Below are 14,356 nucleotides of genomic sequence, written 5' to 3'. Positions count from 1 at the left end.
GTCATGGCCAAGGCCAAACGCTTGTACGGCTGCACCGAGTGCGGCGCGACATTTCCCAAGTGGGCGGGCCAGTGTGCTGATTGCGGTGCCTGGAACACACTGGTCGAAACCATGATTGAAAGCGGTGCCGCCGCCCCGCCCAGCGGCCGCACGGGCTGGACCGGCTCACAGGCGCAGATCAGGACCCTGGCGGAAGTCAGCGTCGAAGAAATTCCGCGGTTCTCCACCAATTCCGCCGAACTGGATCGTGTGCTCGGCGGCGGTCTGGTGGACGGCTCGGTGGTGTTGATCGGCGGTGATCCTGGCATCGGCAAGTCGACCATTCTGTTGCAGACGCTGTGCAATATCGCCCAGCGCATGCCGGCCCTGTATGTCACGGGTGAGGAATCCCAGCAGCAGGTTGCCATGCGCGCCCGTCGCCTGGGATTGCCGCAGGACAAACTGCGGGTCATGACCGAAACCTGTATCGAGACAATCATTGCCACGGCCAAGGTCGAGAGGCCCAAGGTGATGGTGATCGACTCGATCCAGACCATCTTCACCGAACAATTGCAGTCGGCACCGGGCGGCGTGTCGCAGGTTCGCGAAAGCGCCGCGTTGCTGGTGCGTTACGCGAAACAGAGCGGCACGGCGATCTTCCTGGTGGGCCATGTCACCAAGGAAGGCGCACTGGCCGGTCCACGCGTGCTGGAGCACATGGTCGATACCGTGCTGTATTTTGAAGGTGAGTCGGATGGGCGCCTGCGTCTGTTGCGAGCGGTGAAGAACCGCTTCGGCGCGGTGAACGAGCTGGGCGTGTTCGGCATGACCGACAAGGGGCTCAAGGAAGTCTCCAACCCTTCGGCGATTTTCCTGACCCGTGCGCAGGAAGAGGTGCCGGGCAGTGTGGTCATGGCGACCTGGGAAGGCACGCGCCCCATGCTGGTGGAAGTTCAGGCGCTGGTGGACGACAGCCACATGTCCAACCCGCGCCGGGTGACGTTGGGCCTGGATCAGAACCGTCTGGCGATGCTCCTCGCGGTACTGCACCGGCATGGCGGCATTCCGACTCACGATCAGGACGTGTTTCTCAATGTGGTCGGCGGCGTGAAGGTGCTGGAAACTGCCTCGGATCTGGCGCTGATGGCTGCGGTCATGTCCAGCCTGCGCAATCGTCCGTTGCCGCATGACTTGCTGGTATTCGGCGAAGTCGGCCTGTCCGGCGAGGTCAGGCCGGTGCCGAGCGGTCAGGAGCGACTGAAAGAAGCCGCCAAGCATGGCTTCAAACGGGCCATCGTGCCGAAAGGCAATGCGCCGAAAGAGGCGCCTCCCGGCTTGCAGATTATTGCCGTCACGCGCCTGGAGCAGGCACTCGATGCGCTGTTTGAATAGGCGTGCCTAGAGTTCTATAAGCGCCGCCAGCTCACGATCCAGCTCTGCCTGATCGCCAAGGTTCAGCTCGACCAGCCGCCTCAGGTGGCTGATCGAGTCGAGGTCAATGTGTCGGCAGACGAATCCGAGTTGCCGATTGTTATCGTGGGTGACCGCGACATCCATCTTCACGTGCGTCTCGTTGCTGAGAACGATATCGACATCAAATGGCTGCTCCGGATCGCCGGTCCACGGCTCTGGCCGCTCAATCAACATGCCCTTCAACGACAGATCGACCAGTGTCACTTTCCAGCTTTGATCGCCTTGCTTGAGGTTTGTCCTGGCGTCGAAGGCAATGCGTTTGAAACGACGTCGATCTTCGTGTGAGTCGGTCATCGAGTGAGCTCTCTTGTTAACCGCTACCAGTGTCAGCGGACAGGTTGTTTTCTGATCATGTTGATGTTCATGCACGATAGACCTGAAAGCGCTTACAGAACAGTTCTACATGCGCGTTTTGTGATCCGGGAAGCCTTTATAGCGGCTATTCCAGCCCTCTATGCCGGGTATCTGCCGCACTTGATCAAATTTCGACCTAGACCATGGTTGGGGGTGGTCTTTCGCTGAAGCGGCGCTAAACTCTCGCTGCTTGCCTTCTAGTCAACTCTGCTGGAATAAAAAATGAAAAATAATAATAGTCTGATGCGCCATGTTCCGTGGCTCATCGTTGCAATTGTCGGAGCATGTGCTCTTGGGGTCGTGGCCTTGCGTCGCGGAGAGGCGATCAACGCCTTGTGGATAGTGGTCGCTGCGGTGGCTATCTATCTGGTTGCTTACCGTTACTACAGTCTTTTCATCGCCACTCACGTCATGCAGCTCGATCCGCAGCGCGCGACACCGGCGGTGGTCAACAATGATGGTCTGGACTACGTACCGACCAACAAACACATCCTGTTCGGTCACCACTTTGCAGCCATTGCAGGCGCCGGTCCGCTGGTTGGTCCGGTGCTGGCGGCGCAGATGGGCTATCTGCCCGGTACGCTGTGGCTGATCGCCGGCGTAGTGCTGGCCGGTGCAGTGCAGGACTTCATGATCCTGTTCCTGTCCACGCGTCGCGACGGTCGCTCTTTGGGCGACATGGTTCGCGAGGAAATGGGCCGCATTCCCGGCACCATCGCCTTGTTCGGCTGTTTCCTGATCATGATCATCATCCTGGCGGTGCTGGCGCTGATCGTCGTCAAAGCCCTGGCTGAAAGCCCGTGGGGCATGTTCACGGTCATGGCGACGATCCCGATTGCGATGTTCATGGGCATTTACATGCGCTACATCCGCCCGGGCCGCATTGGTGAAATTTCCATCGTTGGTGTCATTCTGCTGTTGGGTTCGATCTGGTTAGGCGGCGCGGTTGCCGCCGATCCGACCTGGGGGCCGATGTTCACCTTCACCGGCATCCAGATCACCTGGATGCTGGTGGGCTACGGTTTTGTCGCGGCAATGCTGCCGGTCTGGCTGCTGCTTGCGCCGCGTGACTACCTGTCGACCTTCCTGAAAATCGGCACCATTCTGGCCCTGGCGATCGGTATTCTGGTTCTGGCTCCCGAGCTGAAAATGCCGGCCCTGACGCAGTTCACCAACGGCACGGGCCCGGTCTGGAAAGGCGCACTGTTCCCGTTCCTGTTCATTACCATCGCGTGCGGTGCGGTATCGGGTTTCCATGCGCTGATCTCTTCGGGCACCACGCCCAAGCTGCTGGATAACGAAAAGAACGCGCGTTACATCGGTTACGGCGGCATGCTGATGGAATCGTTCGTGGCCATTATGGCGATGGTTGCCGCATCGGTTATCGAGCCAGGCGTGTACTTCGCCATGAACAGCCCGGCCGCCGTGGTTGGCAGTGACGTGGTGACGGTCGCGCAGACGGTTTCCAGCTGGGGCTTTGCCATTACGCCTGATCAACTGACAGCAGTGGCCAAGGACATCGGTGAAAACACCATTCTGGCCCGTGCCGGTGGTGCGCCGACCCTGGCGGTCGGTATTGCACAAATCCTCCACCAGGCGCTGCCCGGTGAGAACACCATGGCGTTCTGGTACCACTTCGCGATTCTGTTCGAGGCGCTGTTTATCCTGACCGCTGTCGATGCCGGTACGCGTGCCGGCCGCTTCATGCTTCAGGACCTGCTGGGCAGCTTCGTTCCAGCCTTGAAACGGACTGAATCCTGGACTGCCAACGCCATCGGCACCGGTGGTTGCGTGGCGTTGTGGGGTTATCTGCTGTACCAGGGCGTGATCGACCCGCTGGGCGGCATCAATACCCTATGGCCATTGTTCGGCATCTCCAACCAGATGCTCGCCGGCATCGCCCTGATGCTGGCCAGCGTTGTGCTGATCAAGATGAAGCGTCAGCGCTACGTGTGGGTGACCATGCTGCCCGCCGCCTGGCTGTTGATCTGCACCGTGACGGCGGGTCTGATCAAGCTGTTCGATGCCAACCCTGCGGTCGGCTTCCTGGCCCTGGCCAAGAAATACAGTGCTGCGGCAGATGCTGGTCAGATTCTGGCCCCGGCCAAGACCATGGACCAGATGCAGCATGTGATCTTCAACGCCTACACCAACGCCGGGTTGACCGTGCTGTTCCTGTTCGTGGTGTTCAGTATCCTGTTTTACTCCATCAAGGTCGGCCGTGCCGCCTGGAGCAATCAGGAGCGTACCGACAAGGAAGCGCCGTTCCAGGCCATGCCGCCAGCGTCGCAGGTGTGATAATGCTGACCCACAGAGGATTTGCCCATGTTCAATGACCTGAGTCGCCTCGGCAAATACCTCGGTCAGGCCGCGCGCCTGATGGTGGGCATGCCCGACTACGACACCTACGTCGAGCACATGCAGAACACGCACCCGGACAAGCCGATGATGACCTACGAGCAGTTCTTTCGGGAGCGGCAAGAGGCACGTTACGGCGGCAAGGGCGGGCCGAAGTGCTGCTGATTCGCTGATCTGCGTTATTGTTTGACCTGACGCGCCACAGGCCATCACCTGTGGCGCGTTTTCATTCCCGCTGAATGCATCACGCCAGGAGCCTTATGACTGAGCTGCAACCCATCCCCGTGACCGTGCTGACTGGTTTTCTGGGCGCAGGCAAAACCACTTTGTTGCGCCACCTGCTCAAGGCTGAGCACGGCCTGAAAATCGCCGTGATCGAAAACGAATTCAGCGACGCCGGTATCGACAGCCAGTTGCTTGGTACTGATCCAGTGCAGATCATGACCCTGTCCAACGGCTGCGTGTGCTGCACCATCCATACGGACCTGACCAAGGCGCTCTACCTGTTGCTGGAGCGTCTGGACAGTGGCGAAATCGCTTTCGACCGACTGGTGATCGAATGCACCGGCCTGGCTGACCCGGCGCCTGTCGCTCAGACGTTCTTCATTGATGAGGAGCTGCGTGAGCGTTACATTCTCGACGGCATCATTACCTTGGTCGACGCCGCCCATGCCGATACTCATCTGGCGCAAACTATCGCCCAGGCGCAGATCGGCTTTGCCGACCGGTTGCTGGTCAGCAAGCGTGATCTGGTCGACGATGCAGCCTTCGACGCCCTCAGCGCACGCCTGACCCGCATTAACCGCCGCGCCCCGATACGCATCGTCGAACACGGCAAGATTGACCTCGCCGAACTGCTGGACGTGCGCGGCTTCAACCTCAACGCCGACCTCGGCGGCGGCATGACCCTGCGCCCACTGGTCCCGGCCGGAACATCCAGCGACCGAATCACCAGCCTGGTGCTGCGCAGCGATAAGCCGCTGAACCTGGACCGCCTCAGCGAGTTCATGAATGAACTGCTGGAAGACCACGGCAAACAACTGCTGCGCTACAAAGGCGTGCTCAACATCGAAGATGAACCGCGCAAGATGGTGTTTCAGGGTGTGCTCAAACTGTATGGCTTCGATTGGGATGCAGACTGGGCTGAAGGCGAACCGCGCGAGAGCGTGATTGTGTTTATTGCCGATGAGTTGCCGGAGGAGAAGATTCGGGCGGGGTTTGCCAAGGTGACGGGGCAGTAAGCGCCTCAGTCATCGAGCGGGTGCAGGATGATTGATTCTTGCACCGCCGCTTATTCTTCAAGCTTCAAGCTTTCGACTTGTAATCACGCGGATCAATACCCCACTTGCGAAGTCGTGAAGCCAGTGTTGTGGGCTCAAGCCCGAGCAAGTGCGCGGCTCCGCCATCGCCTGATACTTTGCCTGCTCCTGCGTCAGTGTTCCATTCGGTGCCGACGAAAGAACTGGGTACTAGAAGTGGACATCAGTGCGTTCTTTGACCACGTTGGGCATGACCTGATCATCAAGGCTCTGGAACATCATCAGATGCCAAAATGGGTGATCTTGTACTGTCGACGCTGGCTACAAGCGCCGATGCGGAGTGAGACGGGGTTGCTTCAGGAACGGGGGCGGGGAACACCTCAAGGAGGTGTTATTTCGCCCTTGTTAGCCAATTTATTTCTGCACTATGCCTTTGATCGTTGGATGGATAGGACGCATCGCGGCGTGCCGTTCGAACGGTATGCTGATGATATTGTTATTCACTGCACAAGGATGAGCGAGGCTGTTTGAATCAGGGAGAGCCTGACCCTACGGATGAGTGAGGTGGGCCTAACCATCAACGAAGAAAAGTCGAAGATTGGCTACATCGACATATTCGAGCGGCACAATGTCGCGACGAGCTTCACTTTTCTCGGTTATGACTTCAAGGTGTGAATCCTCAGAAATTTCAAGGGCGAACTCTTTCGCAAGTGCATGCCGGGAGCGTCGATGAAGGCGATGCGCAGGATGGTATACACGATCAAACACTGGCGCATCCATCGATCCACGACGAATGACCTGAGAGATTTTTCCCGTAGGTACAACGCCGTGATTCGAGGGTGAATCGAATACTACAGTAAATTCTGGTACCGGAACTTCAGCTATCGATTGTGGAGCGCGTTGCAATCGCGCCTGCTCAAGTGGATGAAGAGCAAGTACCGGATCTCAATACGTCAGGCGGAGCATCGGCTGCGTCTTATCCGAAAAGAGAATCCGCAGTTGTTCGCGCATTGGTACCTACTCCGTGCATCGAATGTGTGATCAAGAGCCGTATGACGGGAGACTGTCACGTACGGTTCTGTGAGCAGCCGAGGGGTGAAGTTCCCTTCGGCTGACTCGACTTGCGGGCTCGCTATGCAGCGGCAAACGAGCGGCAGCGATCATGAGCTTGATCCAGTCTGCGCGATTGAACGGGCATGATCCGTATACATATCTGAAAGACGTGCTCACGCGTCTGCCGACGCAACGGGCGAGTGAAATCGATCAGTTGCTGCCGCATAAGTGGCAACTGGATTAAATACTCCAGGCGGTATGCACGCATGCATGCCTTAAAAGCTATATGGCTCAAGCTCTGCAAGCTGGGACAGCAGGATTAGATGTTCCACTGCTTTTAGTTTCTCAACATGATCAAGAGATGCTGATCCGCCAAGCATTAACGCTGGAACAAAACCATACATTTCATCATGGCGCAGCGTGCCGAGCTTTCTTCTTGCCTGGCTAAACAAATTTTCTACATCGTTAGAGTCCACTTTTCTGGACACGATAAAGTCTTGAAGCTTACGATCCATTTGTTCGGGGGTGGGTTCAAAATCGTGGATTACGCATCTAGAAAAGACGCTGGTTATCTTCAGTGAAAATCCCGTTTTCTCGCCCCACAGGTATAGGTCACCAAAAGCACCACGTGCAATCAGGTGGTAAGTGTCGCGCTTTTCAAGTTCCGTCCCCTCAATCCAGGAAGCTACCACTCCCTCGTACTCCTGCGGGTTCACTATCCAAAAAATCCCTTCACCGTATCCGCACCAGCCGTGCTCAGTCCAGTATTCCAGAAGCTGATTAGGCAGTTTGCCCCTATAGCGCTCGATACTTGACATCGGAACGTCCTGGCGATCGACAGGGCCACCAAACTTCTCTAGAAACCTAGCAAATACCTTGTCCACGGATGCCTCCTTCAGCACTTATGTAATTTAACGTTAAGGAAAGTTGAGCCTCGCAGGGATTCTGGCACTTTCTCAGCAGCTGCTTTGAGGTTTTGAATTTTTGGTCTCCACTGAGGCCCAATGCTGGAGTTAACCTGTCGGTCACCGAAATCGCCGATGATATCCTTGCCACCAGCACTCAGATCGGGGTTGTGCAGTCCAGCAAGGTTTGCCATCGTTTCCTTGGCTTTTTTAATTGCAGCTTCCTCCGCTTCGAGTACATCCAAGTCTGGAAAATCATTCTGAAAACGCTCTTCCAATTGATCTTGCAGATCCTTGCGAGCCGTTCTGGCAGCCGCCGGACTGCGTTTCACCGGATTAGCAATATTCTCTAAATACTCATCAACCGTCAGCCGATTCAGCCCGTCCTCCTGCCCCTTCAATTGCCGCTCGAACTCTCCGACTTTAGAGGCCGGCATCTTGTCTGCCTTGAAGCATTCGACGTCATGGCGCAGCATAGTATTTGGCTTGCCCTTGGGCGGCTCTTTGTCTTTTCCAGATGGGCTGTTCGGTGGTGATTCCTGCGGCCCAAGTGCGCCTCTGCGAGGCTCTGCCGCTTGTAGGTCAGGATGTTTTTTCAATGCTTCTTCGTGCTTGAGCATCCACTGGCCAAGCTTTGCACCTCGCTCGCTGCCTCGCATTTCGGTTGCGAGCACCCTTGCGTTTCCGCGGCCTCGCGTCAGATAAGCAACGATAGCGCTTAGCAGGAGAATCACTACGGCCTCATGGGAGCGTGCAATATCCCACGCACCTTGCTGTGCTGCCATGCTGTCATCGGAAAAGGAACTCAACGGATTACCGGTTCGCTCTCGAGGGCCGTTCCAAGCGGTGGAAACCCCACGAATGTAGCCCGTAGCTATCGGCTTAAGGCCTACTGTGAAGAATTCAGCAATCGAGGCCAACCCCAGTACTCCAAGAATCCACGTTCCCGCTTGCACTCCGACCAGTGCTCCTGCCGTTGCGCCTGGGAACGCGCCGATGCCGCCTGCAAGTAATCCGATCCCTCCACCTATCGTAGCGCCAGTTAACGCACTGCTGATAATGATCATGGCCATGTCGACCACTGCGCTAATCATCTCATCAAGGATGCTTCGAATATCAAGGTCAGAAAAGCGCTTCAGGATGCTGTTGGCGGCCTCTTTTTCGCCCAAATCACAGGCTCGACGGACACATCTGACCCGGCGATAAATTAGATCGATACTAGGTACATTTATTGAGCTGGGTGGGCTGAGAGGATTCATGCCCCTTTCCCGTTCCCCTAGGCTGCGCGTACTAAATAGGCGTTCGGCATAAGACTCGATATCGAGCCAACTGGGGATCCTTGTCCATAAAGGCATTCATCGCTCCTGCGTTCGGGGGGAGAATTGGGAAAGCTAAACTTTGTACTATGTTATGTCAAAAGTGATTTCAAGAGATCCAAACCTTTAAGGCAGCGGCAGTCGAAAGGCTCATGCCAGAGGATTTCCGCTCCCCTGTGGTTCAGGCAGTGCAACGCAGAGTCAGCATACTCACGTCGGACGTCTACAAATTTACCTGCTAGATGACTTCGCCAGACGCATACGGTTGTATTGCTATGGATCTGTGTCCCGAAGAGCTAAAGATACTGGCCTGTGCTCGATTTTTTATGGGCGATGAGATCTGGTTTGAATAGGGAGGTTCTTTGTTTTATGTAGGAATGGTTTTACAGTTGGTGCGAAGAGTTATTGCGCTGTCGGTTATAGGTTGTTTGGTGATTAAACGTTTGAAACTTTATTTAAAGGAATGTTTAGGATCGCTTTTAACGGCGAACTTCAAGCAAAAAAGCCCCGGTTCTCACGAACCGGGGCTTTCGGTATTGCGTTTACACGAAGCTTATCAAGCGCCGTAAACCGGCAGCTTGGCGCAGATGGCCTTGACCTTCTCACGAACCGCGTCGATCACGGTTTCGTTGTTCAGGTCAGCCAGGATGTCGCAGATCCAGCCAGCCAGTTCCTTGCACTCTGCTTCCTTGAAGCCGCGAGTGGTCACTGCCGGGGTGCCGAAGCGCAGGCCGGAGGTGACGAACGGGGAGCGTGGGTCGTTGGGTACGGAGTTTTTGTTGACGGTAATGAAGGCACGACCCAGAGCGGCGTCGGCGTCTTTACCGGAGATGTCCTGTTTGATCAGCGACAGCAGGAACAGGTGGTTTTCAGTACCGCCGGACACCACGTCGAAGCCGCGCTCGATGAACACACCGGCCATGGCCTTGGCGTTCTTGACCACTTGTTGCTGGTAGGCCTTGAACTCAGGCTGCAGCGCTTCCTTGAAGCAGATGGCCTTGGCTGCGATGACGTGCTCCAGCGGACCGCCCTGGGAGCCAGGGAATACGGCGGAGTTCAGCTTCTTCTCGATTTCCGGGTTGGCGCGCGCCAGGATCAGGCCGCCCCGAGGACCGCGCAGGGTCTTGTGCGTGGTGGTGGTCACGACGTCGGCGAATGGCACCGGGTTCGGGTAGACACCTGCCGCAACCAGACCGGCTACGTGAGCCATGTCGACGAACAGGTAGGCACCGACCTTGTCAGCGATGGCACGGAAGCGCGGGAAGTCGAGGATCTGCGAGTAGGCAGAGAAGCCTGCGACAATCATTTTCGGTTTGTGCTCGACGGCCAGACGTTCGACTTCGTCGTAGTCGATCATGCCGTTGCCGTCGATGCCGTACTGAACGGCGTTGTACAGTTTGCCCGAGGACGAAACACTGGCGCCGTGGGTCAAGTGACCGCCGTGGGCCAGGCTCATGCCCAGAATGGTGTCTCCGCCTTGCAGCAGGGCCAGGTAAACAGCCGAGTTGGCCTGTGAGCCTGCGTGTGGCTGGACGTTGGCATAATCAGCGCCGAACAGCTCTTTGGCGCGGTCGATGGCCAGTTGCTCGACAACATCGACGTACTCGCAGCCGCCGTAGTAGCGCTTGCCTGGATAGCCTTCAGCGTACTTGTTGGTCAGGACCGAGCCTTGAGCTTCCATGACGGCCGGACTGGTGTAGTTTTCCGAGGCAATCAGCTCGATGTGTTCTTCCTGACGCAGAGCTTCTTGCTCCATGGCGGCAAACAGATCGGCGTCGTACTTGGCGATAGTCAAATCACGGCTGAACATGGCAGTCCTCAAGGGGGCATGGCGGAAAAGGCGTCTATTCTACCCCATCGGGTTTTATCTGGCATATGAAAGGCAGTCATCTTGAGCAGTGATGGGGTTCACGCAGCACGGGAAAAGGCGCGGGATCCTGGCTTCTGTGGGTTTCGAGGGGCAAGACCACTCCTGTGACCTTGCCTCCATTGCTGGCAAAAGCCCACTCGCATCAACCCGCATTAGCACTCAGAGGCGGCCTGCGTGCGGCCCACGGCTGGGCGCGTTCCAGTTGGCCGGCGAGGCTCAGCAAGGTCAGTTCGTCACCAAACCGCGCGACGAAGTGCGAACCCATTGGCAGCGAATCGGCTGTCCAGTAGAGGGGGACGGACATGGCCGGCTGACCTGTTGCGTTGAAGATCGCTGTGTAGGGCGAGTAACTGTGCGAAAGCGCTATGAAGTCCTGCAGGGATCGGCTGTCGTCGTCGAAGGCCAGCTCTCCCAGGCGGGGTGGAGCGCGGTTGAGCGTCGGGGTGAGGACAATGTCGTACTCTTCGAAGAAACCGGCCATCGCCCGGCCCAGTGCATGCATCGATTCGACCGCCGAAATGTAGCGTGTTGCAGGCAACTGCCCGCGCTCGCGCAGAATGACACGGGTGCGCGGTTCCAGCTCTTCCATGGTCACCGGGAAACCGCGCATTTTCCCCAGCAGATCGAGGTAGCCCTGGGTGTGTGAGCCGATGATGTCGAACGTCGCATCAAGGAATTCAGGCAGTCGGACTGGCAATGTCGCCGGAACCACGTAATGGCCGAGCGCCTCCAGCAAGGCCGCGGTGTGTTGCAATGCGGCCAGTGCTTCAGGTTCGGCGGGCCACGGCGATATTGCCGAGATCAGGGCGATTTTCAGGCGCTTGGGATCGCGTCCTGCGGCGTGTGCAAAGGGCGTCGCCGGCATGGGGGCCGCATAGGGAGCCCCCAGGTCGCTCCCGGCAGTGGCGTCAAGCAGGGCGGCGCTGTCGCCTACCGACAGGGTAATCGCATGAGCCGTGCTCAGACCTGCCCAGCCCTCGCCGACCATCGGACCGGATGGCAATAAGCCGCGCGAGGGTTTGAAGCCGAATACACCACAGCAGGAGGCTGGCACACGAAGCGAGCCGCCGCCATCGTTGCCATGGGCGAACGGAATGGCGCGCGCCGCAACCAGAGCCGCCGCACCCCCACTGGAACCGCCCGCGCTGTGTTGCGGATTCCAGGGGTTGCGGGTCGCGCCGAAGCGTTGCGATTCGGTGCTGTAGGACACGCCGAATTCAGGGGCAGTGGTTGTTCCGATCAGTTGACAGCCTGCCTGGCGCAGTCGGCTGACAATTTCGCAGTCGATGTCTGAGCGAAACTCGCCCAGCGCATGGGAACCATGGGTCATCCGTGCCCCTGCCATCGGGGTGAACATGTCTTTCACCAGGGTCGGTACGCCCGCCATGACGCCCTGCCTGACGCTACTCCCGCTCGCTTGGCCACGAGCCTGATCGTAAAGCCTTTCGCTGACGGCGTTCAGGCCAGGCTCGACCTGCTCTACCCGCGCGATAGCGGTTTCCAGCAGCTCGGCCGGGCTCACCTCGCCATTGCGCACCAGTGCTGCCAGGCCACGTCCGTCCAGCGTATTGAATAGTTCGTGCAGGTTTTTCATTGATCGTCTCCAGGATTGAAAATGTGCCGTCACGGTGCGTACGCCACTTAGAAACTGATGCCGGTACGCAGCGCCACGGTGTAGCCCTCGGCACGGTTGCGTGCGTCGAACTCCTTGTAGGCGTGCAGCCAGATGGGGGGCAGCCCGGCGCCGGGTTTGAAGTAACTTACTGCAGGGCCTGCGGCGAGTACCCGGGCGCGATTGCCGCGGGTCAGCCCCGGCGCGTCGTCGTCAGACAGCTGCCGGTAGTAGTAGCCGCCAATGCCGACGGTCCAGTCGCCCACATGTTGGCCCACCGCAAACTCATGTCGGTACTCAACGCCACTGCGGTAATCGGTGTCGGGGTTACGCGCGTTTATATCGATCTGAAAGCTCGAGGAAACCTCGAAGCCACCGGGTGAAATGTAGGTCGCATTCAACTGCGGAGAAACCGTCCAGTGGTTTGTACCGGGGCTGACCAGACGGTTTTTGTCATAGTCCCCGGTGGGCGCCTGAAACATCAGTTGGGTATTGATGCCCAGCCCCGGCCCGAGCTTCCAGTCCAGGATGATCGGCACCACTTGCAGGTCCGCCTGACGAAAGAGCGATGCACTGTCGCTGAATACCCGTTGTCCCCCGGCATTCACACCCAGGTCTGCATCCATCTTGAAAAAGATCGGCACCACCGCGAAACCATAGCGGGCACCGAGAAACTCCTGCTCGGTCATTCGCAAGTAAGCGAGGCCGATCGCCAGGACGTTTATATGAAAATCGTTGGGGCTGTTATTGCCGTGACTGTCCTTGATGACATCTGCCCGGTAGTTGCTGATGCGGGTGCCGACGGTGCCATTGGGAGTGGAGGGCGGCATGAAGCCAGCGCCAAAGTCGAAAACACCAGCGGCTGTCGTGGGCGCAGCATTTTCGGTGGCGCAGGCCGTGGACGATAACCAAAGGATCGCCATGGCGAGCACGGAAGCGCTAAGGAACGGTTTTGTTAATGACATTGGCAAGTGCCTTCTTATTTTTATGGGCGAGCACAGCCCTCCCTTGCGGGGTGGCAGTTATTGGAAAAACCGGAAGTGGGGTAGAACGCGTTGGCGTCAGCCGTCAGTCAAATGGAGTAACTGAGCGATCTGCGCTTTACGGGTGACACCGAGCTTGTTGTAGATCTTTCTCAAGTGGTGTCGGACGGTGCAGGGGGACATACCGATGCTGCGAGCAACTTCCTTGTAAGTCTGTCCGACCGCAAAGCCTCGGGCGACCTGAAGTTCGCGCGTGCTCAACAGTTCCAGACTGCTGCGTCGGCGCGCCGTCAATAGAATGAGGTCGCCCACGGGCTGTGATGTGATATGCAGGTTCAGACCCGAATAGCCTGCTTGCGGGTTGCACTGTCGCGGTAGACGATTGGACGGTCTGTCAGGCCATTCCGAGCCCAGCATCGACGAGAACGCTGGCTCCATGGAAAGCAGCACGCCATAACGATCGCTCACCGCCATGGCGGTCTCGTCGTAAGCACCCTGAGTTTCCCGCAGGGTCGTGAGCGTGCGCAGATAACTGGCCTGTTCGGCGGCGACCAGATGCGGCATCAGCCACTCGATCAGGCGTTTGTCCAGGGGCGAAAAGGGCGTGTGGTCGGCCGAGCGAAACAGCGTCAAATGCACGCCCTGCTGGGTGTGCGGGTCGGTCAGGACGATGCCCAGCGCGAAGCAAAGATCGTACTGGCGTCCGAGTGCGGCAAGCGCGGGAGGTGCATCCGCTGCCGTGCAGTGAATGATCTGACAGACGCCCTGAGTCTGATGCATTCGGCCGACACTGGCATCCGAGGTCTTGAGTTGCTCCCACTCGGCGGCGTAACCGGTGGGCAGGCCCAGCAAGAAGGAACTGTGCTCGACGGGCCAGTTGTCATGCCAGGTGGACCTTCCCCACCACGCCTTGTCGAACTGCACCAGCGCGCTAACCCGCCCAAGCGCCTGTTGATGAAACGTAGAGATCGACGCGCTGCTGACCTCGGTCTGGAGCTCGAGAATCACTTCGTTCAAGGCTTCCACGACCTGACAGGAAACACTGTCCAGGGATGTTGTATCGCTGATCATGCTACCCCCTTGTGTTCTTTGTTATGGGTAGAGTGCTCGCTGTCATTGACGCTGTGCGAGGCTGTGGCTCAAGTCTACTCATATTCAAGGGTTCGGCTATCGTTCAAATGTACGATGGCCAGG

12 protein-coding genes and 1 pseudogene are annotated in these 14,356 nt (G+C 57.8%); 6 read left to right on the top strand and 7 right to left on the bottom strand.

Annotated elements, in window-relative coordinates; genetic code table 11:
* Window positions 1-3 precede the first annotated feature (3 nt).
* Complete coding sequence (radA, locus tag N018_RS21775) at window positions 4-1,371, top strand: DNA repair protein RadA (RefSeq protein WP_024646819.1); 1,368 nt, start codon at window positions 4-6, stop codon at window positions 1,369-1,371.
* A gap of 6 nt (window positions 1,372-1,377) precedes the next feature.
* Here the strand turns inward: radA and N018_RS21770 are convergent, their stop codons facing one another.
* Window positions 1,378-1,746 (bottom strand): PilZ domain-containing protein, encoded by a 369-nt coding sequence (locus N018_RS21770; protein WP_024646818.1) that lies wholly within the window; start codon window positions 1,744-1,746, stop codon window positions 1,378-1,380.
* Between the two features lie 282 nt (window positions 1,747-2,028).
* On the opposite strand from N018_RS21770, the gene N018_RS21765 reads away from it, so the two are divergent.
* The 5 genes and pseudogenes from N018_RS21765 to N018_RS21745 all read left to right on the top strand — a co-directional run.
* Entirely contained in the window at window positions 2,029-4,104 is a 2,076-nt protein-coding gene (locus N018_RS21765; RefSeq protein ID WP_024646817.1) for a carbon starvation CstA family protein, read from the top strand.
* Between the two features lie 27 nt (window positions 4,105-4,131).
* Window positions 4,132-4,329: a YbdD/YjiX family protein gene (locus tag N018_RS21760; RefSeq protein ID WP_002555232.1), complete on the top strand. Its 198-nt coding sequence runs from the start codon at window positions 4,132-4,134 to the stop codon at window positions 4,327-4,329.
* Between the two features lie 95 nt (window positions 4,330-4,424).
* Complete coding sequence (yjiA, locus tag N018_RS21755; protein ID WP_025390723.1) at window positions 4,425-5,405, top strand: GTPase; 981 nt, start codon at window positions 4,425-4,427, stop codon at window positions 5,403-5,405.
* Between the two features lie 27 nt (window positions 5,406-5,432).
* Entirely contained in the window at window positions 5,433-5,954 is a 522-nt protein-coding gene (locus N018_RS28320) for a reverse transcriptase domain-containing protein (protein ID WP_267872187.1), read from the top strand.
* A gap of 592 nt (window positions 5,955-6,546) precedes the next feature.
* Window positions 6,547-6,720, top strand: a pseudogene (locus tag N018_RS21745) (transposase domain-containing protein); the annotation flags it as partial.
* Window positions 6,721-6,751: 31 nt separating this feature from the next.
* Here the strand turns inward: N018_RS21745 and N018_RS21740 are convergent.
* The 6 genes from N018_RS21740 to N018_RS21715 form a co-directional block, all read right to left on the bottom strand.
* Window positions 6,752-7,360 (bottom strand): GAD-like domain-containing protein, encoded by a 609-nt coding sequence (locus tag N018_RS21740; protein WP_025390721.1) that lies wholly within the window; start codon window positions 7,358-7,360, stop codon window positions 6,752-6,754.
* Between the two features lie 11 nt (window positions 7,361-7,371).
* Entirely contained in the window at window positions 7,372-8,736 is a 1,365-nt protein-coding gene (locus N018_RS21735; protein ID WP_025390720.1) for a DUF6861 domain-containing protein, read from the bottom strand.
* Window positions 8,737-9,253: 517 nt separating this feature from the next.
* Entirely contained in the window at window positions 9,254-10,507 is a 1,254-nt protein-coding gene (glyA, locus tag N018_RS21730; protein ID WP_024646815.1) for a serine hydroxymethyltransferase, read from the bottom strand.
* Window positions 10,508-10,709: 202 nt separating this feature from the next.
* Window positions 10,710-12,161 (bottom strand): amidase, encoded by a 1,452-nt coding sequence (locus N018_RS21725; RefSeq protein WP_025390719.1) that lies wholly within the window; start codon window positions 12,159-12,161, stop codon window positions 10,710-10,712.
* Between the two features lie 47 nt (window positions 12,162-12,208).
* Entirely contained in the window at window positions 12,209-13,144 is a 936-nt protein-coding gene (locus tag N018_RS21720) for a SphA family protein (protein WP_025390718.1), read from the bottom strand.
* Window positions 13,145-13,240: 96 nt separating this feature from the next.
* Window positions 13,241-14,233 (bottom strand): helix-turn-helix transcriptional regulator, encoded by a 993-nt coding sequence (locus N018_RS21715; RefSeq protein ID WP_025390717.1) that lies wholly within the window; start codon window positions 14,231-14,233, stop codon window positions 13,241-13,243.
* Window positions 14,234-14,356: the final 123 nt, after the last annotated feature.

The organism is Pseudomonas syringae CC1557 (assembly GCF_000452705.1).
GTDB classification, from domain to species: Bacteria; Pseudomonadota; Gammaproteobacteria; order Pseudomonadales; family Pseudomonadaceae; genus Aquipseudomonas; species Aquipseudomonas syringae_F.
The sequence above is the reverse complement of the archived record's forward strand: the minus strand, read 5'-3'. Positions and strand labels throughout refer to the sequence as shown.

Bases quoted from the DNA above. Each gene is read 5' to 3' on its own strand.
- N018_RS21765 (WP_024646817.1), top strand. From the start codon at position 2,029: ATGAAAAATAATAATAGTCTGATGCGCCATGTTCCGTGGCTCATCGTT.
- glyA (WP_024646815.1), bottom strand. From the start codon at position 10,507: ATGTTCAGCCGTGATTTGACTATCGCCAAGTACGACGCCGATCTGTTT.
- N018_RS21720 (WP_025390718.1), bottom strand. From the start codon at position 13,144: ATGTCATTAACAAAACCGTTCCTTAGCGCTTCCGTGCTCGCCATGGCG.
- radA (WP_024646819.1), top strand. From the start codon at position 4: ATGGCCAAGGCCAAACGCTTGTACGGCTGCACCGAGTGCGGCGCGACA.
- N018_RS21725 (WP_025390719.1), bottom strand. From the start codon at position 12,161: ATGAAAAACCTGCACGAACTATTCAATACGCTGGACGGACGTGGCCTG.
- N018_RS28320 (WP_267872187.1), top strand. From the start codon at position 5,433: ATGATTGATTCTTGCACCGCCGCTTATTCTTCAAGCTTCAAGCTTTCG.
- N018_RS21735 (WP_025390720.1), bottom strand. From the start codon at position 8,736: ATGCCTTTATGGACAAGGATCCCCAGTTGGCTCGATATCGAGTCTTAT.
- N018_RS21715 (WP_025390717.1), bottom strand. From the start codon at position 14,233: ATGATCAGCGATACAACATCCCTGGACAGTGTTTCCTGTCAGGTCGTG.
- yjiA (WP_025390723.1), top strand. From the start codon at position 4,425: ATGACTGAGCTGCAACCCATCCCCGTGACCGTGCTGACTGGTTTTCTG.
- N018_RS21770 (WP_024646818.1), bottom strand. From the start codon at position 1,746: ATGACCGACTCACACGAAGATCGACGTCGTTTCAAACGCATTGCCTTC.
- N018_RS21760 (WP_002555232.1), top strand. From the start codon at position 4,132: ATGTTCAATGACCTGAGTCGCCTCGGCAAATACCTCGGTCAGGCCGCG.